This is a genomic window from Bradyrhizobium sp. 521_C7_N1_3, from assembly GCF_052075975.1.
In the GTDB taxonomy this organism is placed as follows: Bacteria; Pseudomonadota; Alphaproteobacteria; order Rhizobiales; family Xanthobacteraceae; genus Bradyrhizobium; species Bradyrhizobium japonicum.
This window is the reverse complement of the sequence record NZ_CP197232.1, coordinates 1,289,133-1,310,943: the sequence shown is the minus strand read 5'-3', so window position 1 is coordinate 1,310,943 and position 21,811 is coordinate 1,289,133. Positions and strand designations below refer to the sequence as shown.

Sequence of the window (21,811 nt, the reverse complement as noted above, 5' to 3'; positions counted from 1 at the left end):
AGGCCCCCTGCTATAGCCTCCTAAGACGGCGCCCGATCAGTTCTTGTAGATCTGATCAAAGACGCCGCCGTCGGCAAAATGTTCCTTCTGCGCCTTGGTCCAGCCGCCGAAAACGTTGTCGATCGTGAACAGTTCGACCTTGGCGAAGGAGTTTTCGTACTTCTTGGCGATCTCTGCGTCGCGCGGACGGTAGAAATTGCGCGCGGCGATTTCTTGGCCTTCCTTGGTATACCAATACTGGAGGTAGGCATCGGCGGCGTTGCGGGTGCCTTTTTTATCGGCAACCTTGTCGACGATCGCGACCGGCGGCTCGGCGAGGATCGATTGCGGCGGCGCCACGATCTCGAACTTCTCCGGACCGAATTCCTTCAGCGCGAGGTAGGCCTCGTTCTCCCAGGCCAGCAGCACGTCGCCGACGCCGCGCTCGACGAAGGTCACGGTGGCGCCGCGCGCACCGGTGTCGAGCACCGGCACCTGCTGGTAGAGCTTTCCGATGAAGTCCTTGGCCTTGTCGGCCGAGCCGTATTTCTTTTGGGCAAAGCCCCAGGCCGCGAGATAATTCCAGCGCGCCCCGCCGGAGGTCTTCGGGTTCGGCGTGATCACCGCGACACCGGTCTTGAGCAGATCGTCCCAGTCCTTGATGCCCTTCGGATTGCCCTTGCGCACCAGAAACACGATGGTCGAGGTATAGGGCGATGAATTCTGCGGCAGACGCTTCTGCCAGTCGGTCGCGGTGAGGCCCTTGTTCGCGACGGCGTCGATGTCATAGGCAAGCGCGAGCGTCACCACATCGGCCTGCAATCCGTCGATCACGGCACGCGCCTGCGAGCCGCTGCCGCCATGCGACTGCTTGATCTCGACGCTCTTGCCGGTTTCCTTCTGATAGGCATTCGCGAACGCCTTGTTGAACTCGGCATAGAGCTCGCGCGTCGGATCGTACGACACGTTCAAGAGATTGATGTCAGCAGCGAGAGCCGAGCTCGCCAACAATCCAGTCAAGAGCAGCCCTGCCGCGAGCGGAACGATACGGCGCATCATGTCCATCTCCATTCACCTCGACGACCTCATCGTCATCGATGGCACGCGGGCATAACTCGGGGCGAAACGCTCTCAAGTCAACGGAACCGGATTTTCTTGTTCGTAGCCGGACAGCTCGACTGTGCTACGAAGTCTTCATCGTGTGGATGCCGCATTCTGTCTTGGCTCGGCCGCGCCAGCGGCCGGCGCGCGCATCCTCGCCCTCGGCCGTTCTGCTGGTACAAGGCATACACCCAACCGACAGGAAACCGGACTCCACCAGCGGATGACGCGGCAATTTGGCGCGGACGAAAATGGCTTCGAGTTCCTCGCGCGAGACATTGGCGAAGGGGTTGAACTTCAACCGCGCGCCGTCGTCCTCGACCACCGGAATGTCGGTGCGCGCATTGCCCTGAAAGCGCTTGCGGCCATTGAGCCACGCATCGAACGGCTTCAGCGCACGCGCCAGCGGCTCGACCTTGCGGATGCGGCAGCAGGCGTCTGGATCGGAGAACCAGAGGTCGCGGTCGGGATCTTCGCGCGACAGCGTCTCCTCGGCAGGCTTGATCGAGCGGACGTCCTTCAAGCCGAGTTCCGCGATCAGCGTGTCGCGATAGGCCAGCGTCTCCTCGAACAGCCAGCCGGTGTCGAGGAAGATCACGGGGATCGCCGGATCGACGTCGGCCATGACCTTCAGCAGCGTCGCCGATTCCGTGCCGAAGGACGACACCAGTGCAAGCTTCTCGCGCCCAACCGCCTTCAACGCCGCGGCGATGACTTCCGCAGGCGAAGCATCGCGCAGCGCGCGATCGAGCTCCTCCGCCGAGGGCAGCGCGGACGCGGATACCGAAGCGACCTGGGACGCGATTGCGTTCACGTGCCGACACCTTCGGAGTGACGCAGCTGCATCCGCCGGTGCAGCGCGGTGATGCGGCCGTCGCCGGTCGGCTGATAGAACACCGAATAGCGCTTCGCGGTCTGCATGAACGCTTCCGCGTCGGCCTGCTTCTTGACCTCGAAGGAATCGAAGCCGGCGCGCAGCATGAACACGAACTGGTCGCGCAGGATCTGACCCGTCGCACGCAATTCACCACGGTAATCGTATCGCTCGCGCAGCAGCCGCGCCTGGCTGTAGGCACGTCCGTCGCGGAAGGTCGGGAACACCAGCGCCACCACTGCGATCCTGCCGAGATAGGGTACCAGCTCGGCGATGTCGCGGTTGTTCGGCCAGATCACCCCGACCTTGCCGGCGCGCGCGAGCAGCGATTCCGCATCGCTCAGGAAGCGCTCGGCCGGCACCAGGATGTCGCCGCCCTCGGGCAGCGGCGTGTCGACGGCCAGCTTGGCGAAGCTGTCGTCGGCGATTTTTCCGCCGTTAACGAGTGGCATAGACGCGCTCCTTGAAGGGTTCGACGCCGAGGCGCTTCACCGTGTCCATGAACAGCTCTTCCGGCCGCTCGCGCAGCGCCAGATAGGCTTCCACGATATCCTCGACGACGTCGGCGACCTCGTCGAACTTGACGCCGGGACCGATCAGGGTCCCGAGCGCGGCGCCCTCGTCGGCGCGGCCGCCGATGGTGATCTGATAGACCTCCTCGCCGTTCTTCTCGACGCCGAGGATGCCGATATGGCCGACATGGTGATGGCCGCAGGCATTGATGCAGCCCGAGATGTTGATGTGCAGACGGCCGATCAGGTTGGCGAGCTCGTGATTGGCGAAGCGCCGCGTCAGTTCCTGCGCGATCGGGATCGAGCGCGCGTTCGCCAGCGAGCAATAATCCAGACCGGGGCAGGCGATGATGTCGGTGATCAAATTGACGTTCGGCGTCGCCAGCCCGAGCTTGTCGAGCGCCTTCCACAAGGCCGGCAGGTCGCGCTTGGCGACGTGCGGCAGCGCGAGGTTCTGCTCGTGGCCGACGCGGATCTCGCCGAAGGAGTATCGGTCGGCGAGATCGGCGAGCGCGTCCATCTGTTCGGCGGTGGCATCGCCCGGAGGCGCGCCGATCGGCTTCAGCGAGATCGTGACGATGGAATAGCCCTGCACCTTGTGCGGGGCCACCGAGTTCTTGCGCCACGCCTCGAAATCAGGATCGGCCGCGGCCTGGCGCAGCTCGTCCGGATTGTGCGGCAGCTTCTCGTAGGACGGATAGGTGAAGCGCGAGCGGATATCCTCGATCACCTCGTCGTCGATCTGGAGCGAGGAGTTGCGGATGTGCTGCCACTCCTCCTCGACCTCGCGCGAGAACTTCTCGATGCCGAGCTCGTGCACCAGGATCTTGATGCGCGCCTTGTAGATGTTGTCGCGGCGGCCGTACTGGTTGTAGACGCGGAGGATCGCCTCGATGTAGCTGAGGATATCGCGGCCATGGACGAAGTGCTTGATTGTCTTGCCGATGAACGGCGTGCGGCCGAGACCGCCGCCGACCAGCACCTCGAAGCCGGTCTCGCCCTTCTCGTTCTTGATCAGCTTCAGGCCGATATCGTGGATCTTGATCGCGGCGCGATCATGGTCCGACGCGGTGATCGCGATCTTGAACTTGCGCGGGAGGAACGAGAATTCCGGATGCAGCGTGGTGTGCTGGCGGATCAGCTCCGACCAGATCCGGGGATCCTCGATCTCGCCGGGCGCGACGCCGGCCCACTGGTCCGACGTGACGTTGCGCATGTTGTTGCCGGAGGTCTGCATCGCATGGATGCCGACCTCGGCGAGATCGGCGAGTGCATCCGGCAACTCAGCGAGCTTGATCCAGTTGAACTGGATGTTCTGCCGCGTGGTGAAATGGCCGTAGCCGCGGTCGTATTTGCGCGCGACATGGGCGAGCGCCCGCAACTGGTTCGATGCCAGCGTGCCGTAGGGAATCGCGACGCGGAACATGTAGGCGTGCAGTTGCAGATAAACGCCGTTCTGAAGCCGCAGGATCTTGAATTCGTCCTCGGTAAGCTCGCCGGACAAGCGCCGCTTCACCTGGTCGCGGAACTCCGAGACGCGCTCGTTGACGAGCGTGCGGTCGATTTCATCGTAAGCATACATAGGAGAGTGCCTTAAACCTGGACCGACGACCCGATAGTCACGCCGGTGCGGCGGATCTGTTCGCGCAGATTGCCGGGTTCGATCTTGCCGTCCGCGCCGACCTGCACCGGTGCGATATAGGGACCGATCGCGCCGACGTCATCGGCAACGGACTCCGCAAGCAACGCTTTGGCCTCGTCCGAGTTGCGCACGATCGCGGCTTCCGACAGGTCCGCGGACCAGCTCTTGGCGGCAGTGCGGTAAACCACGATGCCATCCCAGGTGCGGTTGGCGGTCACGACCGACGGGCCGGCGATTTTGATCTTCTTCTGTTCAAGCGGGGAGGTCATTCGGCTGCATCCAATAGGTCAGAGATGATGTGTTGAGGTGTCTGGCGGCGAAGCGAACCGGCATGCCGGACCACGTCGCCGATGATGAGGATGGCGGGACCGCCATGGGTCCGCCGCACGAGCTCGGGCAGGTCGCGCAGCGTGCCGATCGCGCCTTGTGCGTCCGGCCGCGTGACGCGGGCGAACACGCCGACCGGCGTCTCCGGCGAGCGGCCGGCCGCGAACAAGCCTTCGCGGATCGCGGGGGCAGCGGTCATGCCCATGTAGACCACGACGGTCATCTTGGTGTCGGTCAGCGTCGACCAGTCCACGTTCTCGGCATCGCGCGCCTTGTGCGCGGTGAGGAAGGTGATGCGGGTCGCTTCATGACGATAGGTGAGCGGCACCTCGAAATCGGCGGCGCCGCCGAGCCCTGCGGTGATGCCGGGAATGATCGAATAGGCGATGCCGGCCGCGCGTAGCGCTTCGACCTCTTCGCCGCCGCGGCCGAACACGAAGGGGTCGCCGCCCTTCAGCCGTACCACGCGCTGGCCGGATTGCGCGGCCTCGATCATGCGCTTGTTGATGGCGTCCTGGCCGATGCCGGGCTTGCCGACGCGGCGACCGACCGGAACGCGGGTCGTATCGCGGCGGATGCGGTCGAGAATTTCGCCCGAGACCAGCTCGTCATGAAAGACGATGTCGGCATCCTGGAGCGCGCGTAGCGCCTTGATGGTGAGAAGGTCGGGGTCGCCGGGCCCGGCGCCGACCAGCGCGACCGAGCCTTCCGGCTTGTCGGCACGCGCAAACGCGGACGGATCGGAGATCGCCTTGATCGCGCCGTCGGCCTCGCCCTTGCGGCCCGCGAGCACGGATGCGCCGATCGGACCGTCGATGACGCGCTCCCAGAAGCGGCGGCGCAGCGGAAACTCGACGATGCGTTCGTTGATGGATTTGCGGAAGCCGCCGATGAACTCGGCGAGCTCGCCGATGCGGGCCGGCAGCAGCGCCTCGATCTTCTCGCGCACGCGCCGCGCCACCACCGGCGAGGTGCCGCCGGTGCCGACCGCGACCACGACATCGCCGCGATCGACGATCGCCGGAAAGATGAAGCTGGAATGTTCGAGATCGTCCATGACGTTGACGGGCAGGCCGAGCGCCTTGGCGCGGACCGACATCGCCACGCCGACATCGCCCGCGCCGGCGCAAACGATGGCAATGACGCCCGAGAGATCGGCGGTGAGCGGATCGCCGGTGGCGATTTCGATCCGCGCAGCGTCGTCGGAGCTTAGGCTCAGGTCCTGATTGCCGTCGATCGCATGCACGCGGATGCGCGCACCGGCAGCAGCGAGCACGCGCAGCTTGGCGCGCAAAAGCTCACCCGCGCCGATGAGGACCACCGGACCGGCCTTGAGATCGAGGAACACCGGCAAGAACCGCATGCGATACTCGCTTCCCCCACATCCGGGGTTGACTGGAATTATTTTCTATATATGTGTCGTTTCGAGCGCGCAAAGAGAAAATTTTTTCTTCTCTTCTGCACCGCAACTATAGAAAATTCGCCTCCAAACGCAAAGTGGCAGAGATGCATCTTCTCAGGACCGATTCCGGTGCAGATGGACGGGACTCCGTCCCCCTCGTTTCCGAGCAAATTCCCGTCGGGCTGACCGCCCCCAGCATGGACCATTTGGACCAGCTCGAGGCGCAGAGCATCTACATTTTCCGCGAGGCCTTTGGCCGCCTGAAGAAGATCGCCCTGCTGTGGTCGCTCGGCAAGGACTCCAACGTCATGATCTGGCTGGCGCGCAAGGCGTTCTTCGGCCGGCTGCCGTTCCCCGCCCTCCACGTCGACACCGGCAAGAAGTTTCCGGAGATGTATCGCTTCCGCGATCATTACGGCAAGGAATGGGATCTCGATTTGCGCGTCGAGCCCTGCCCGCCGATCGATGCCGTCGATCCAACGCTGCCGCCGGCGGCCCGTTCCGCCGCGCGCAAGACCGAGGGCCTCAAGATGGCACTCGGCAAATACGGTTTTGACGGCCTGATCGCCGGCATCCGCCGCGACGAGGAAGCCACCCGCGCCAAGGAGCGCGTGTTCTCGCCCCGCGGCCTCGAAGGCAATTGGGACGTCCGCGACCAGCCGCCGGAGTTCTGGGATCATTTCAATGCGTCGCCGCCGCAGGGCGCGCATTTGCGCATCCATCCGATCCTGCATTGGACCGAGGCCGACATCTGGGCCTACACCAAGCGCGAGAACATCCCGATCATCCCGCTTTATCTGTCGCAGAACGGTAAGCGCTATCGCTCGCTGGGCGATCAGGACATCACCAATCCGGTCGCATCGACCGCGTCGACCATCGACGAGATCCTGGCCGAGCTCGAGCAGACCAAGGTGCCCGAGCGCGCCGGCCGTGCGCTCGACCACGAGACCGAGGACGCCTTCGAGCGCCTGCGCGTCGCCGGCTATCTCTGATTCAAGGACGCAACGCGGCTATGAACATGATCGTCACCCCCGCTTCGCCCGCCACTCCGAACGGCACCACGCGTCCGCAGGTCCGCATCGTCATCGTCGGTCATGTCGACCACGGCAAGTCGACGCTGGTCGGCCGCCTGCTGCACGAGACCGGCAGCCTGCCCGACGGCAAGCTCGAGATGCTGAAGGCCGTCAGCGCGCGGCGCGGCATGCCGTTCGAATGGTCGTTCCTGCTCGACGCGCTCCAGACCGAGCGCGACCAGGGCATCACCATCGACACCACGCAGATCCGCTTCCGCACCAATTCGCGTGACATCGTGCTGATCGACGCGCCGGGCCATGCCGAATTCCTGCGCAACATGATCACCGGGGCCTCGCAGGCCGACGGCGCGGTGCTGATCATCGACGCGCTCGAAGGCGTGCGCGACCAGACCAGGCGGCACGGCTATCTCCTGCACCTGCTCGGCGTGAAGCAGGTCGCGATCGTCGTCAACAAGATGGACCGCGTCGATTTCAGCGCCGAGCGCTTCAAGGAAATCAGCGACGAAATCTCGGCACATTTGCAGGGCCTCGGCGTGACGCCGACCGCGGTGATCCCGATCTCGGCCCGCGACGGCGACGGCGTCGCGGAGCGCACCGACCGCATCGGCTGGTACAAGGGCCCGACCGTGGTCGAGGCGCTGGACCGGCTCGAGCCGGCACGTCCGCTGGGGGCCCTCGCCCTGCGCCTGCCGGTGCAGGCGATCTACAAGTTCGACGACCGCCGCATCGTGGCGGGCCGCATCGAATCCGGCAGCCTCATTGCCGGCGACGAGATAGTGATCATGCCGGCCGGCAAGATCGCGAAGATCAAGACCGTCGAAAGCTGGCCGGTAACGCCGGTCGCAGGACGGCAGGGCGCGGGCCGCTCGGTCGGCATCACGCTCGACCGCGAATTGTTCATCGAGCGCGGCGACATCGTCGCGCATGTCGGCTCCGCACCGCGCGAGACGCGCCGTCTGCGCGCGCGCATCTTCTGGCTGCACGACAAGCCGCTCGCCAAGGGCGACCAGCTCCTGGTCCGCTGCGGCCCGAAGGAAAGCCGCGCCACCGTCGTCGCCATCGAGAAGGCAGTCGATCCCGGCGAGCTGTCGAGCGTCGAGAACAAGGCGATCGGCCGCAACCATGTCGGCGAGATCGACATTTCGCTTTCGAGCCCGATTGCCGCCGATCCCTACACCGAGAATCCGCGCACCGGCCGTCTCGTGATCGAAGTCTCCGGGCGCATCGCCGGCGGTGGTCTCGTGCTGTCGGTCGATGCCGGCCAGCGCGCCGTGCCGGTCGACATCGTGCCGGTGGAATCGGCGCTGCGGCCCGACGAACGCTCCGCGCGCTACCGCCACAACGGCGCCGTGGTCTGGCTCACCGGCCTGCCGGCATCCGGCAAGTCGACGCTGGCGAAGGCGCTGGAGCGGCGGCTGTTCACCAATGGCGGCTCGCCGATCCTGCTCGACGGCGACACGTTGCGCGCCGGGCTCAACAACGATCTCGGCTTCTCCGCCGCCGACCGCAGCGAGAATATCCGCCGCCTCGCGGAGGTCGCGACCCATCTCGCCCGCAACGGCCACATCGCGATCGTCGCCGCCGTCTCGCCCGCCCGCGAGGACCGCGCCACCGCACGCCGCATCGCCGACACCGCGTTCCGCGAGATCCATGTCGCGACGCCGGCACAGGTCTGCGAGGATCGCGATCCCAAGGGCCATTACAAGAAGGCCCGCGCCGGCGCGCTCGCGTCGTTCACCGGCATCGGCAACGATTACGAAGCGCCGCGGGCTGCCGAGCTCGTGATCGACACGTCGGCCCGCACGGTTGCGGATGCCGCGGACGAGATCGAACGGATGCTGAAGACCACCGGCGTGCTGTTCGACGAACTCGTGGACCTCGCCGCGAATATTTGAGTCTGTCCTAGTCCCCGCGGTCGTCGCCCGGCTTGACCGGGCGACCCAGTATTTCCAGAGACAGCGTTAGGATACGGAGAAGCCGCCGCGTACTGGATTCCCCGCGTGGCGCCTACGCTGAAGCTTCAGCGCCCCTGGACCTCAACCCCGGCGAAGCCTTGGCGTAGCCGGGTCGCGGGGAATGACACCGGTGCGTGGGGCCTCGCACACCTCGTCTTGACATTTTGACAAACCTTTGGGGGTCTTCTCACGGCCTCCTTTTTGGGGCTAATAGGCCCTGAAAGCCGCCCCCTATGGGCGCATTTTGCTGCTGTCGGGTCAAAAGCAGCCAAAAAACAGCCATTTCCAACAAGAAAGCCCATCATGAAACGCGTCGACGCCCACGGATTGAAGATCGCTCCCGTCCTTTTCGATTTCATCGCCAAGGAAGCGGCCCCGAAAACGGGAATCGCGCCGGACGCGTTCTGGGCCGGGGTCGCCGCCATCATCAAGGAGCTGGGGCCGAAGAACCGCGCGCTGCTGGCGGTGCGCGACACACTGCAGGCCAAGATCGACGACTGGCACCGCGCCAACAAGGGCAAGGCGTTCGACCTCAATGCCTATACCGCCTTCCTGAAGGAGATCGGCTATCTCGTCCCCGAGCCGGCGACGCAAAAGGTCGAGACCGCCAATGTGGACGACGAAATCGGCAAGATCTGTGGCCCGCAGCTCGTCGTCCCCCTCACCAATGCGCGCTACGCACTGAACGCGGCGAACGCGCGCTGGGGCTCGCTCTACGACGCCTTCTACGGTACCGACGCGATCCCGCACGACGCTGCCGAGAGCGGCAAGGGCTACAACAAGGCGCGCGGCGACAAGGTGATCGCGAAGGCAAAAGCCTTCCTCGATGCCGCCGTGCCGCTGGCGACCGGCAGCCACACCGACGTCACCGCCTACAGCGTCGTGGCGGGCCAGCTCGCGGTGAAGCTGAAGAGCGGTAATGCGACCGCGCTGAAGAACGCTGCGCAATTTGCCGGCTTCCAGGGCGATGCTGCGGCACCTTCCGCGGTGCTGCTCGCCAACAACGGCCTGCATGTCGAGGTCAAGATCGACCGCAGCAGCACGATCGGCAAGGACGATCCCGCCGGTGTCGCCGACATGGTCATGGAGGCCGCGGTCTCGACCATCCTCGACATGGAGGACTCGGTCGCCGCGGTCGACGCCGAGGACAAGGTGCTGGTCTATCGCAACACGCTCGGCCTGATGAACGGCACGCTGTCGGCCGATTTCGAGAAGGGCGGCAAGACGCTGACCCGTTCGCTCAATGCCGACCGCAGCTACAAGACGCCTGACGGCAAGGGCGAGGTCAAGCTGCACGGCCGCAGCCTGCTGCTGATGCGCAATTGCGGTCACCACATGTTCACCGACGCGGTGCTGGACGAGAAGGGCGAGGAAGTCCCGGAAGGCCTGCTCGACGCCGCCGTCTCCGGCCTGCTTGCGATCCACGACCTCAAGGGCAACTCCAAGGTCAAGAACAGCCGCACCGGATCCGCCTATATCGTCAAGCCGAAGATGCACGGCCCGGACGAGGTCTCGCTGACCTGCGAGATCTTTGACCGCGTCGAGAAGATGCTGTCGCTGCCCGAGAACACGCTCAAGGTCGGCATCATGGACGAGGAGCGGCGCACCACCGTCAACCTCAAGGCCTGCATCCAGCGTGCCTCCAAGCGCATCATGTTCATCAACACCGGCTTCCTCGACCGCACCGGCGACGAGATCCACACCTCGATGGAAGCCGGCCCGATGATCCGCAAGAACGAGATGAAGGCGCAGGCCTGGATCAAGGCCTATGAGGACTGGAACGTCGACATGGGCCTGATCGACGGCCTGCCCGGCCATGCCCAGATCGGCAAGGGCATGTGGGCGGCACCCGACAAGATGGCGGACATGCTGCAACAGAAGCTCGCGCATCCGCAGGCCGGCGCCACCACCGCCTGGGTGCCCTCGCCGACCGCCGCGACGCTGCACGCCCTGCACTATCACCAGGTCAACGTCACCGCGCGCCAGCAGGAACTCACCAAGGGCGGTCCGCGCGCGAAGCTGTCCGACATCCTCACCATCCCGGTGTCGAAGTCGAACTGGGCGCCCGACGACGTCAAGCAGGAGATCGACAACAACTGCCAGGGCATTCTGGGCTATGTCGTGCGCTGGATCGACCAGGGCGTCGGCTGCTCCAAGGTGCCCGATATCCACGATGTCGGCCTGATGGAAGACCGCGCCACCTTGCGCATCTCCAGCCAGCATCTCGCCAACTGGCTGCACCAGGGTGTCATCACCGAGGCGCAGGTGATGGAATCGCTCAAGCGCATGGCCGTCGTGGTCGACAAGCAGAACGCCGGCGATGCGATCTACAAGCCGATGGCGCCCGCCTTCGACGGTGTCGCGTTCAAGGCGGCCTGCGACCTGATCTTCAAGGGACGCGAACAGCCGAACGGCTACACCGAGTACATCCTCACCGCCCGCCGCCGCGAGGCCAAGGCTGCGGGCTAAAGCCCGATCATTCAAATACCAAAGCCCCGGCTCGCGCCGGGGCCTTTTTGTTTTTCGGGCCGTAGCCCGGATGGAGCGAAGCGCAATCCGGGACCGGCGTTGCTTGGGGCAGGCCCCGGATTTCGCTGCGCTCCATCCGGGCTACGCGTCCCACCCCGCTAGAACACCGTCAGATATTTCAGCAGCGACACCACGCCGATGATGATGACGACCACGCGCGCGATCTGCTTGGCGCGGCCGTCCATGGGCAGCATGTTGATGAGATAGAGCACGAGAATGACGACAAGAAATGTGACGAGTACGCCGACCAGCATCGCAAGGCCCCCCTTCAGGCAAATTGTCTGACGGTGTTCTAACGCCCACCTCCCGCGCAGGTTCCACTACGGCAACTCACTGCAACTTCTAGTAAATACGTACTTCTACGATCAGGCCGGCCTGCCTAAAACTTTACCCTTTTCGTTTCAGATGCAGAAACCGTTTGGGTCATGCGCCGCAAACGGCACGCGATTGCCGATCTGCGTGCCCCTCCGTTTTCGACGTTGCCGGGGCGTCTCGACGAACTTTGCAATGGGAATTTAGGGGGGCTTCGATGCTGAATCGTCTGACCGTGTCCGCGCTGCTGAAGGCGGTGATCGCCATCACCTCGGTCTGTGTGGTGATCGCGCTCTCGCTCACCGCCTACGCCTCCTGGGACCGCCTCAAGACCGCCAACCGCATCTCGCAGATCGCCGACGCCTCCGCCGATCTGTTCAAGGCGATGCACAATCTGCGCACCGACCGCTCGACCACATCGCGGCTGCTGAACGCGACCGAGCCGATGGATTCCGAGATCGAGAGATATCTGCGCGCGCTGCGTGATGCGCAGATGCCGGCAATGGCCCGCGCGCTCGAGCTGCTGCCGAGCATCGACTTCCCGCAATCCGGCTCGCTGATTCCGGAACTCGCGCGCCTCAACAAGCTCCTGATCGAAGAGCAGAAGCAGTTCTGGGAGGACGTGGCCAAGCCCAAGGATCAGCGCCGCGCCGGCCTGACCAAGGAATACATGGAGACGACGCAGGGCCTGCTCGACGTGCTCGACAAGCTCTCGGGCGTCCTCGCCGCCACCGTCAACCATCAGGACGCCGTGATCGACCAGCTGCTGTCGATCAAGCAGAGCGCCTGGCTGCTGCGCAACACCGCGGGCGAGGCCTCACTGATCGTCTCGACCGGACTTGCAGCCGGCAAGATCACGCCGGAGGGCCGCTACAGCTATACCCAATTTGTCGGCGGTACGGCCGCGATGTGGAAAGCGCTGGAATTGTCGACCTCGGGCATGCAATTGCCGCCCGCGCTCGCATCCGCCATGACGGCGGCCAAGACCGCTTACTTCGAGCCGCAATATCTCACCCTGCGCGACCGTCTCGCGGACACGCTCGCCAAGGGCGAGAAGGCCGAGATGACGGCCAACCAGTGGAGCCCGCTCACGGTCGGCCGCATGGCCAGCGCGGTCGCAGTGGCGGAAGCCGCCCTCGACGCCGCCAGGGCCTATACGCTGGATGAGCGCGGCGCAGCGCAGCGCGCGCTGATCGTGCAGCTCATATTGCTGGCGCTCGCCATTGGCCTCGCCGCCGGCGCGGTCACACTGGTCAGTCGCCGCGTCATCACCCCGCTCAACACCATCCGCGACGCCATGCTCAAGGTCGCCGGCGGCGACCTCGCCGTCGACAGCGGCTATCTCGACCGCCAGGACGAGATCGGCGCGCTTGCCGGCGCGCTGGAAACCTTCAAGAAACAGGCGACCGAGAAGCTCAAGATCGAGGCGCAGGAGCGCGAGCGCAATGTCGGCACGGCCGCGCGCCAGCGCGCGGTCGAGACCTATGTCAGCGAGTTCGAGGGGGCGGTGCGCAAGACGCTCGGCGAACTGAGCGAAGCGTCCGGCGAGATGCGCAAGACCTCGGGCGACCTGTCCGCCGTGTCGCGCCAGACCAACGACCGCGTCCAGGTCGCCGGCAAGGCCTCCAACGACGCCTCCATGAGCGTCGACAGCGTTGCCGCCGCGGCCGAGGAGCTCTCCGCCTCGATCAACGACATCAGCCAGCAGGCGGCGCACGCCGCGGGCATTGCCAGCCGCGCCGTCAACCAGGCCCGCGAGACCGACGGCACGGTGCAAGGGCTGGCGCAGTCCGCAGGACGCATCGGCGAGGTCGTCGGCCTGATCAACACCATCGCGGCGCAGACCAATCTGCTCGCGCTCAACGCCACGATCGAGGCCGCACGTGCGGGCGAAGCCGGGCGCGGTTTCGCGGTCGTCGCCTCCGAGGTGAAATCGCTGGCCAGCCAGACCGCGAAGGCCACGGAGGAAATCTCCGGGCAGATCGCCGACATCCAGAGGGTGGCAAGCGACGCAATCAACGCGATCCAGACCATCGGCGGCATCATCGGCGAGGTCAACGAGGTCGCCACCGCGATTGCCGCCGCCGTGCAGGAACAGGGCGCGGCGACCCAGGAGATCACGCGCAGCACGCAATTTGCGGCGCAGGGCACCAGGAACGTGTCGGACAACATCACCGGCGTGAAGGCCGACGCGGATGCTGCCGCCGGTGCGGCGGACAACGTCAAGCAGGCCTCGGAAACGCTGGAAACCCAGAGCCGCCAGCTCGGCCAGCAGGTCAGCGACTTCCTGGGGAAGATCCGCGCGGCCTAACGCTGCTGCGGGTTGGGAAAAAAGCTGCCGCTACAAATCCAGTGTCGTCCCCGCGAACGCGGGGACCCATAACCACAGGGAGTGGTTGTTTCGCTAGGTTGCTAACTGCGAGCTTCGCCTAACCACTTTCTGTGGTTTTGGGTCCCGGATCTGCGCTTCGCTTGTCCGGGACGACGTGAGATTGAGGCCCCGGCGGCGCACGCAACGTTGCCCCCTACTCCTTCGCGACCACCGGCACCTGGCGGAACCTGGCTCGCACCGACTCCGGCAGCGGCGAAAAATTCATCGCGACGCCGCGGCGGTCATTGGCATTGCGGCTGGCGACCACCAGGCCATCGCTGCCCGCGACGATGTCACCCTTGCGCAAAGTGGGATCGTCCTCGACCTTGACCTGGGCGAGTCCCACCGGATCCTTGCCGTTGCAGGTGCAGCCCGCAACGATCTCGTTGCGGAAGCGGAACGCATTGGGCAGGTCGGAATAGGATTTTCCCTTGTCCGTCGTGGCGTCGTCGATATTGCTGCCATAGACCAGCGAGGTTTCGGACGTCGGGCAGAAGCTCTTGCAGGACTGCGCCTTGCTCTCGGCGTCGTTTCCTTGCGCCGGGAAGTAGCGGCCATCGCAACCGCGCACGCAATAGGCAGTGCCGCCGCCATAGAAGGCCCGCTGGCGCGGCGTGTCGTAGCGCGGCATGTCATCGGGCGGGAACGGCATGCGGATCTCCGGTGCGGAGCGCATGCGGAAGCCGCCGAACAGCGCCGAGAAGAAATCTTGCGCATGCGCCGACGGCGTCAACGCGAGGCCGAACGCGGCGATGGCGAAGCACGCCGCCGCGCCGCCGGCCAGTTTGCCGATCGAACGTCTGTTCATATGACCTCGCTCAACTCTCAGTTCACTGCCGACGTCGTGACGTTCAGCGCCTGCCGTCCCGAAGGCAGCGTCGTCACCGGCGAGCGCTTGCGTACGGGGTCACCGCCCTTGTCATACCCCTTGGCCATCAGCGGGGCGTTCTTCGGCAGCACCACCACCTTGGCGCCGACATTGACGCGACTGAACAGGTCCGTGACGTCCTCGTTGGTCATGCGAATGCAACCGGAGGACACGAACTTGCCGATCGTGGTGGGATCGTTGGTTCCGTGGATGCGGTATTCGCTCGAGCCGAGATACATCGCGCGTGCACCGAGCGGATTGCCGGGTCCGCCGGCGACGAAGCGCGGCAGATAAGGCTGACGCGCGATCATCTCGGCCGGCGGATGCCAGTCCGGCCATTCGGCCTTGCGGCTGACGCTCTGGACGCCGGCCCAAGTGAAACCTTCGCGGCCGACGCCGACGCCGTAACGGATCGCGCGGCCATTGCCGAGCACGTAATAGAGATAGGTGTTGCCGGTATCGATGACGATGGTCCCAGCCGGCTCGTTCCGGTCGAAGCTGACGATCTGCTTGCGCAGCCGGTCGGGCAAGGCGGCATCCTCGTCGGCGGCCCGCGGCGCTGCGTTGACGTAACCCCGCGAATAGCTCGGGTCCTGCAGATATCCCTGCGGCTGCATCGGCGCGTAGCTGAGCGTCTGGGCCTGTGCCGCGAAGGGCACGGTCAGCATTGCTGTCGCGAAGCCAATGGCGGTGGCGGCGCGCAGCGAGAAGCGGCGACGGACTGGAGAGAACCTTGTCATGTGCTGCCCCGTTGGATGTGTGCATCAGGGTGATGCGGCTTCCCAACCAACGCAGCTGGACCGACTCAAGTTCCACCGCTCGTTGCGGCGACGACGTCACAGTCAAGCGAGCAAAACTTCACGAAACCGCGATGGAACCGGAACGTCCGCCCGGACGTTCTACTGCCAACAATGGGCGCGCGGAGGCTTCCGTGCGGGAGAGAGATCGTGCGCGTCCTTCCCACCGAACGTCTGATTTCCGGTAACAACGAGGGCGACCCGCTTCCCGACAGCCGTGTCGAGCTGCCGCCGGTGGTCCGCCGCACCGAGTTCGTCGCGTTTGCACTCGCCGGTCTGTTCCTGATTGCCGTCGTCGCGGTGCTCTATGTCGCCAGGGCGTTCTTCCTCCCGGTCGTGATGGCTGTCGTCGCCGGCACCATGTTGTCGCCGGCCGCCAGTTTTCTCGAGCGGCGGCATGTGCCGCGCGCCCTCGGCGCCGTGCTGATCGTGATCGCGGTGACGACGGTGGTCGCCTTCGTCGTCGCGCTGATTGCCGTGCCCGCGATGGAGTGGAGCTCGCGCCTGCCGGAATTGGGCGCGCAGTTGAAGGAGAAGATGCACGTCTTCGACCGGCCGCTGGCGCTGTGGAAGGAGTTGCAGACAATGGTTGGCGGCTCCGAAGGGCTGCCGAGCCTTCCGCTGCCGAAAGCCGAATGGGTGCAACCGACGCTGGAATTCCTGTCGCCGACCTTCGCCGAATTCCTGCTGTTCTTCGCCACGCTGATCCTGTTCATCGCGAGCTGGCGGGACCTGCGGCGGGCGCTGATCATGAATTTCGGCGATCGCGACGCGCGGCTGCGCACGCTGCGGATCCTCAACGAGATCGAGGTCCATCTCGGCAACTATCTTTTGACGGTGACGCTGATCAATGTCGGCGTGGGCATCGCAACCGGCATCATCTGCGCCATCACCGGCATGCCCAATCCGGCCGGGCTCGGCGCGCTTGCGGCGGCGCTCAATTTCATCCCGATCATCGGACCGGTCGCGATGTTCGTCATTCTGGTCGCGGTGGGGCTCGTCGCCTTCCCGACCATCGGCGGCGGACTGATGGCGGGGCTCGCCTTCGGCGGCATCACCTTCCTGGAAGGGCATTTCGTCACGCCGACCATCATCGGGCGCAGGCTTTCCCTGAACGCACTTGCCGTCTTCATCGCGCTGGCCTTCTGGACCTGGCTGTGGGGGCCGATGGGCGCATTCCTGTCGTCGCCGCTCCTGATCGTCGGGCTGATCCTGAAGGAGCACCTGCTGCCGGAGAATTCGCCGCAGCTGCCGCAGGCATGACCGGTTTCCCCGAACGGAACTTACCCGGGCACGAAACGTTTTCCGCCTATCTCAGCCGCCAACAGCTTTGGAGCTCCTGATGTCAATGACCAATGGCGAAACCGGGATGAGAGACTGGACCGACAAAGCCACCAGAGAACGCCTTGAGAAGGATTTAGCAGCCGTGAAAAGCGATATCGCCGCCCTCACCGATCAGATCACCGACGCGCTCAACACCTTTGCCAATTCCACCAGCAAGCAGGCCCGCCGCGGCTATCGCCAGGCCCGCGAGAGCGTGGATTCCGCGGTCGACGACATGTCGGATCGCGGCAGCGCCATGATGGAAGCTGCGCAAGACGCCTACGGCTCGATCGAGGAAACGCTGGAAGACGCCATCACGCAGCGGCCGCTCGCGACCGTCGGGCTCGCGCTCGGCATCGGCTTCCTGATCGGCGTCGCCTGGCGCCGGTAGCGTGGGCGCAGGACCTTGACGTTACGGCGGCGCCGTCGCGCCGTCGCTGCCGGCTTGCGGGGATCTGAGGAGCAAGGCCATGTTACAGCGCATCATCGAGGGCATCAGCGCATCGACGGGCACGACCGTCCGCCTGACATCGCTCGCCGCGGGCGCGGCACTCGCGCTCTTCATCACCACGGGCTTTCTCTGCGCCGCCGCGTTCATCTCGGTCCTTCAGACCTACGGACCGGTGCAGGCCTGCCTTGCCGGCGCCGGCATCTTCTTCCTGCTGACGCTTGCCGCGGCGGGGAGCTATTGGGGCTACAAGCGGGAGATGCGGAAGCGCGCCCGGATCGCCGCCGAGCGCGCCGCAAAGTCGGCCGCTTCGAGCATGCTCGCCGACCCCATGCTGCTCGCGACGGGCCTCCAGATCGCTCGCGCCATCGGAATCAAGCGGCTACTGCCGATCCTGGCAATCGGCGGCGTCGCCCTTGGAATCATGGCGAGCCGTGCCGGCGCATCCGACGAGGCGTCGGCCGAACCGGCCGAATAATGGTCGAATATCCCGGACTTGCTGCATCAGTCCCGATTGCGGACGATGCAGAGTGCTGCGACCGCGAGCGGAATGGTCAACGCGCTCCAGGACAGGGGTAGCCAGATCCCGGTCTGGCCAATCAAGGCCGCCAGCAGGCCGAATACGCTCAGGGCAGCAAGCAGTGCCGGCCAGCGCCAGATCAAGGCGAGCGAGCGACGACCGGTCATTCGGCACCGCCCGGCGATGGCAGCGGCATCGCCGCCGGGCTCAGCTTCGCGGCCGGCGATCGCGCAAACCAGAGATACAAGCCGCTGCCGAGCACGAAAATCGTCACGAGGTCCAGCAACACCCAGATGATCTTCAGCGGCATGCCGCCATAGTCGCCGAAATGCAGGGGACGCGAAAGCTCCAACGCACGCAGATACCAGGGCATGGTCACCGCCGAGATCAGAGCGCCGCTTCTGGCGTCGACCAGCACCGGGCTGAACAACCGCGATGTCAGCGGTTCCTTACCCTTGGTCCAGACCACGTAATGATGGGGCGAGCCGAACGGCGCGCCAGGAAACACGACGCTGGTCGTGGTCATCTCGGGGAAAGCCGCCTTCACCGTGTCATAGGCAGTCTGCGGCGAGGACAGTTCGGAGGTCTGCGGCACCGGCTTGCCTTGCAGCGGCGTCAGCATCGCGCGCACGTCGGTCTGCTGCCACAACGCGAATAATGGCGTCGAGAGCTCATTGATCACTCCGGTAGCGCCGACCACCAGCGCCCAGCCGAGCGTGACCACGCCGAGCAGATTGTGCAGGTCGAGCCATTTCAGCCGGCGCGATCGGGCCGCGCGCACGGTGCCGAAATCCAGCTTGCGCATGAACGGCCCGTAGATCGCGATCCCCGATACGATCGCCGCGATGAACAGCAGAGCCATCGCACCGAGGAACAATTCGCCCGGCAACCCCATGAAGATGTCGCGGTGGAGTATCAGCATCAGTTGAAGGAACGAGAGGCCATCCGCGCCGAACGGTTTTGTCTGCTTCAGCACGTCACCAGTGTGGGCGTCGAACCGGATCGAATACAGCGCTTTGCGGTTGGCGTTGAACGCCTCCCATGAGCTCGCCATATACACCATGATCTTGGGCTCGTCGTCGTCGACGAATACGGAGATGATGGTCTCGCCAGGATACATCTTCCGGCTGGCATCGACGACCCGGTCGAGACTGACATTGGGCGTGCCCTCCGGCACCTGCGCGTAGGGCAACGCATCGTCGAGCAGGCTGTTGATTTCCTCCCGCAACACCAGCGGCAGGCCGGTGATGCAGACGAGGAGCAGGAACAGCGTGCAGATCAGGCTCGTCCATTTGTGCACGAAGAGCCAGCGCCGCAACGCGGGCTTTCGTTCGTACACGCGTTCCCCGAAGATTGCCTGATCGCTCATTCCGCTCCCCTCCTACCAGCGGTATCGTAGCGTCGCAATCACGTTGCGGCGCAGGCCGTAATAGCAACCGAAATCCTGGCAATAGGTCACATAGGTTTTGTCGAACAGGTTTGTGGCGTTGACCTGCGCCGAATAGCCCTTGAACATCGGCCCGAGCGCGGAGAAGTCGTAATGGATCGCCGCGTCGAACAGCGTCACATCAGGGACATAAAACGTATTGGCCGTGTTTCCCGGAAGCTCGCCGATGTAGCGCACGCCGCCGGACACGCCGAAGCCGTCGAGGGCGCCGCCGCGGAACGTGTAGTCCGCCCAGACCGAGGCGGAGTTCATGGGAAAGCCGACCGGATGCTTGCCAAGCTGCGCGGCGGTGTTGGTCTTGGTCACGACGTTGTCGAGATAGGTGTATGAGGCCAGCACCGTGAGTTCGCGATTGACCTCGGTCTTGGCCTCGAACTCGACACCGCGCGACCGAACCTCGCCGGTCTGCACGCGTGCGGTCGGACCGTGTGTCGAGTCGGGGTCCGGTGTCACCACGTTCTGCTGGACAAGGTCGAACGCCGCAATCGTGTAGAGCGATTTATCGTTGGGCTGGTACTTGATACCAACCTCGCCCTGCTTGCCGGTCGTCGGCATGAAGGGCCGGTTGAAGAAATCCGTGCCGGCGGTCGGCTGGAACGACTCCGTGTACTGAATGTACGGTGCGACGCCGTTATCGAACTTGTAGAGCAGCGCCCCGCGCTTGGTGACTGCGGTATCGGACTTCGGGGCGATCGTGGTGACGTTCGTCGCGAATGACAGGCTGTCGGTGCGGGACTGCGCAAGATCGTGGCGAATGCCGAGCAGCGCCACCCAGTGATCATACTTGATCTGGTCCTGGATATATTCACCGACCTGATCGATCTGCTGGCGGTTTCGGGTCGTGAACGGCACCGGCCCGAACGGCGTGCCATAGACCGGATTGAAGGCGTTGATCGGCGGAACGACGGCAACCGTGCCATTGAGGGTCTTATCGACGCCGTTACGATAGTCGATGCCGGCGAGCACGGTGTGCTCGATCGGACCGGCATGGAATCTCGCTTCGGCCTGGTTGTCGACGGCGACGGACCGGATGCTCTCCTGTGTGGTGTAGGCACCGCGAGTCATGTTGGTCGGGTCAGTGCCGGCGTTGGGGGACACCACCGCGAAGTCGGTGCTGAGATCGGTGTAGCGCAGGTTTTGCCGGACTTTTACGCTATTGTTGAAGCTGTGCTCGAACAAATAGCCGACCGAGCTATAGGTGCGGTCGGTCTTGTCGAAGCCCGGCTCGCCCGAATAGAAGCTGGTCGGAATGAAGCTGCCCTTGAAGGGCGTGATGGTGCCGATGCCGCCCGGCAGCAGCTGATTGTAGAAGCCGGCCTTGGGATCGCGCTGATAGGTGCCGAGCACCGTCAGCGTCGTGTTGTTGTCCGGTCGCCAGGTCAGCGACGGCGCGATTGAGATGCGCTGGTAGTCGCCATGATCGACCTGGCTGCCGACGTCGAAGCCCGACGCTGTAAAGCGATAGAGAAACTCCTTGTTCTTGTCGATCGGTCCCGACAGGTCGACGCCGGCCTGCACGCGATTGTAGCTGCCTGTGGAAACGAACATCTCGTGATAAGGCTCGAGCGTCGGCCGCTTCGAGACCATGTCGACGAGGCCGCCCGGCGAAGACTGGCCGTACAGGATCGAGGCCGGGCCGTGCAGGACCTCGACCCGCTCGAGATTGAACGGCTCGACCAGCGAATAGGCGAAGATGCCGAAGTCGAGCAGTCGCAGCGAGTCCAGATATTGGTCAGCGAGGAAGCCGCGGACATAGACGGCATCGGTGCGGGCATCGGCGCCGGCGAACTCGCCGCGCGTACCCGGGGTGTAGCGCACCGCCTGCGCGATGCTCTGCGCGCCCTGGGCCTGGATCTGATCCTGCGTGATGACGGAAATCGCGGCCGGGGTCTCGATCAACGGCGTATCCGTCTTGGTGCCTGTCGCGCTCCTCGTCGCGACCATGCCGTCGACATGGCCGAATGCCGATTCCTTGTGGCCTCCCCCCGCTCCAGCCCCGGCTGCGGGCGTCGCAGCGGCGCCGGCAGGTGCATTCGCGCGCGAGACCGCTCGCGCGCGCGCCGCGCCGCGGCTGCGCGCGGATGATGCATTGACGCGCTTCGGCGATGCACTGCTCTGGACGATCACCGGCGCGAGCTCGGTGCCCGCCCCGGCGACCGAGCCCGCCGTCGATGATTGGGCCGCCGCCCCTCCCGCAGTCACGATCAAAACAACTGAGCTGACGGCCCCCAAGAGCCGCCAGCGCCCCACTTCCAAAACGCCCACCGCAACTTCCCCAACTTCCAGCGACTGCGAATGGTTGCAGCCGGAACAAGGAGTTACCGCAGCGGTTCGAGGATCCGTGCTAGAAGTTCTGCAATCTGGAGGTTT

18 protein-coding genes and 1 pseudogene are annotated in these 21,811 nt (G+C 64.8%); 7 read left to right on the top strand and 12 right to left on the bottom strand.

Annotated elements, in window-relative coordinates; genetic code table 11:
• Nucleotides 1-36 precede the first annotated feature (36 nt).
• The 6 genes from AB7008_RS06075 to cysG form a co-directional block, all read right to left on the bottom strand.
• Nucleotides 37-1,038 carry a sulfate ABC transporter substrate-binding protein gene (locus tag AB7008_RS06075; RefSeq protein ID WP_028157420.1) on the bottom strand — a complete coding sequence of 334 codons (1,002 nt, stop codon included), beginning with the start codon at nt 1,036-1,038 and terminating at the stop codon, nt 37-39.
• 124 nt (nt 1,039-1,162) lie between these two features.
• The gene (locus tag AB7008_RS06070) at nt 1,163-1,894 is read right to left on the bottom strand and encodes a phosphoadenylyl-sulfate reductase (protein ID WP_038933483.1); all 732 of its coding nucleotides are present in this window, start codon (nt 1,892-1,894) and stop codon (nt 1,163-1,165) included.
• Nucleotides 1,891-2,406 carry a DUF934 domain-containing protein gene (locus AB7008_RS06065; RefSeq protein ID WP_014498188.1) on the bottom strand — a complete coding sequence of 172 codons (516 nt, stop codon included), beginning with the start codon at nt 2,404-2,406 and terminating at the stop codon, nt 1,891-1,893. Before AB7008_RS06065 ends, AB7008_RS06070 begins: the two co-directional genes overlap by 4 nt.
• Nucleotides 2,393-4,048, bottom strand: a complete 1,656-nt coding sequence (locus tag AB7008_RS06060) for a nitrite/sulfite reductase (protein WP_028148399.1) — start codon at nt 4,046-4,048, stop codon at nt 2,393-2,395. Before AB7008_RS06060 ends, AB7008_RS06065 begins: the two co-directional genes overlap by 14 nt.
• Nucleotides 4,049-4,059: 11 nt before the next feature.
• Nucleotides 4,060-4,377, bottom strand: a complete 318-nt coding sequence (locus AB7008_RS06055) for a DUF2849 domain-containing protein (protein WP_028148398.1) — start codon at nt 4,375-4,377, stop codon at nt 4,060-4,062.
• Nucleotides 4,374-5,798: a siroheme synthase CysG gene (cysG, locus tag AB7008_RS06050; protein ID WP_441258633.1), complete on the bottom strand. Its 1,425-nt coding sequence runs from the start codon at nt 5,796-5,798 to the stop codon at nt 4,374-4,376. Before cysG ends, AB7008_RS06055 begins: the two co-directional genes overlap by 4 nt.
• Before the next feature lie 236 nt (nt 5,799-6,034).
• Here cysG and cysD point away from each other — a divergent pair, with 236 nt between their 5' ends.
• The 3 genes from cysD (at nt 6,035) to AB7008_RS06035 (ending at nt 11,295) form a co-directional block, all read left to right on the top strand.
• Nucleotides 6,035-6,829 (top strand): sulfate adenylyltransferase subunit CysD, encoded by a 795-nt coding sequence (gene cysD, locus AB7008_RS06045; RefSeq protein ID WP_028148396.1) that lies wholly within the window; start codon nt 6,035-6,037, stop codon nt 6,827-6,829.
• Between the two features lie 20 nt (nt 6,830-6,849).
• Nucleotides 6,850-8,766, top strand: a complete 1,917-nt coding sequence (cysC, locus tag AB7008_RS06040; RefSeq protein ID WP_441258632.1) for an adenylyl-sulfate kinase — start codon at nt 6,850-6,852, stop codon at nt 8,764-8,766.
• 363 nt (nt 8,767-9,129) lie between these two features.
• On the top strand, nt 9,130-11,295 hold the full coding sequence (locus AB7008_RS06035) for a malate synthase G (protein ID WP_441258631.1): 2,166 nt from the start codon (nt 9,130-9,132) through the stop codon (nt 11,293-11,295).
• A 158-nt stretch (nt 11,296-11,453) separates the two neighbouring features.
• Here the strand turns inward: AB7008_RS06035 and AB7008_RS06030 are convergent, their stop codons facing one another.
• Nucleotides 11,454-11,609: a Thivi_2564 family membrane protein gene (locus AB7008_RS06030; protein WP_011084288.1), complete on the bottom strand. Its 156-nt coding sequence runs from the start codon at nt 11,607-11,609 to the stop codon at nt 11,454-11,456.
• Between the two features lie 275 nt (nt 11,610-11,884).
• Between AB7008_RS06030 and AB7008_RS06025 the strand changes: the two genes are divergently transcribed.
• Nucleotides 11,885-13,978 carry a methyl-accepting chemotaxis protein gene (locus AB7008_RS06025; RefSeq protein ID WP_441258630.1) on the top strand — a complete coding sequence of 698 codons (2,094 nt, stop codon included), beginning with the start codon at nt 11,885-11,887 and terminating at the stop codon, nt 13,976-13,978.
• A 214-nt stretch (nt 13,979-14,192) separates the two neighbouring features.
• Here AB7008_RS06025 and AB7008_RS06020 read toward each other — a convergent pair whose 3' ends face one another.
• Nucleotides 14,193-14,846 carry a DUF2865 domain-containing protein gene (locus AB7008_RS06020; protein ID WP_028157413.1) on the bottom strand — a complete coding sequence of 218 codons (654 nt, stop codon included), beginning with the start codon at nt 14,844-14,846 and terminating at the stop codon, nt 14,193-14,195.
• 17 nt (nt 14,847-14,863) lie between these two features.
• Nucleotides 14,864-15,646, bottom strand: a complete 783-nt coding sequence (locus AB7008_RS06015; protein WP_441258629.1) for a L,D-transpeptidase — start codon at nt 15,644-15,646, stop codon at nt 14,864-14,866.
• A gap of 207 nt (nt 15,647-15,853) precedes the next feature.
• On the opposite strand from AB7008_RS06015, the gene AB7008_RS06010 reads away from it, so the two are divergent.
• The 3 genes from AB7008_RS06010 to AB7008_RS06000 all read left to right on the top strand — a co-directional run bounded on the left by AB7008_RS06010 (nt 15,854) and on the right by AB7008_RS06000 (nt 17,952).
• Nucleotides 15,854-16,966, top strand: coding sequence for an AI-2E family transporter (locus tag AB7008_RS06010; protein ID WP_304492759.1), 1,113 nt, complete (start codon nt 15,854-15,856; stop codon nt 16,964-16,966).
• A 79-nt stretch (nt 16,967-17,045) separates the two neighbouring features.
• Entirely contained in the window at nt 17,046-17,417 is a 372-nt protein-coding gene (locus AB7008_RS06005) for a DUF883 family protein (protein WP_028157410.1), read from the top strand.
• Nucleotides 17,418-17,496: 79 nt separating this feature from the next.
• A complete protein-coding gene (locus tag AB7008_RS06000; protein ID WP_304492758.1) occupies nt 17,497-17,952 on the top strand; it encodes a hypothetical protein in 456 nt (151 codons plus the stop codon).
• A gap of 26 nt (nt 17,953-17,978) precedes the next feature.
• On the opposite strand, the gene AB7008_RS05995 is transcribed toward AB7008_RS06000, so the two are convergent.
• The 3 genes and pseudogenes from AB7008_RS05995 to AB7008_RS05985 all read right to left on the bottom strand — a co-directional run bounded on the left by AB7008_RS05995 (nt 17,979) and on the right by AB7008_RS05985 (nt 21,706).
• Nucleotides 17,979-18,287, bottom strand: a complete 309-nt coding sequence (locus AB7008_RS05995) for a hypothetical protein (protein ID WP_441261192.1) — start codon at nt 18,285-18,287, stop codon at nt 17,979-17,981.
• Nucleotides 18,233-19,363 (bottom strand): annotated as a pseudogene (locus tag AB7008_RS05990) (PepSY-associated TM helix domain-containing protein); the annotation flags it as partial. The gene AB7008_RS05995 and the pseudogene AB7008_RS05990, both read right to left, overlap by 55 nt.
• 12 nt (nt 19,364-19,375) lie before the next feature.
• Nucleotides 19,376-21,706 (bottom strand): TonB-dependent siderophore receptor, encoded by a 2,331-nt coding sequence (locus tag AB7008_RS05985; RefSeq protein ID WP_441258628.1) that lies wholly within the window; start codon nt 21,704-21,706, stop codon nt 19,376-19,378.
• Between the last annotated feature and the right edge of the window lie 105 nt (nt 21,707-21,811).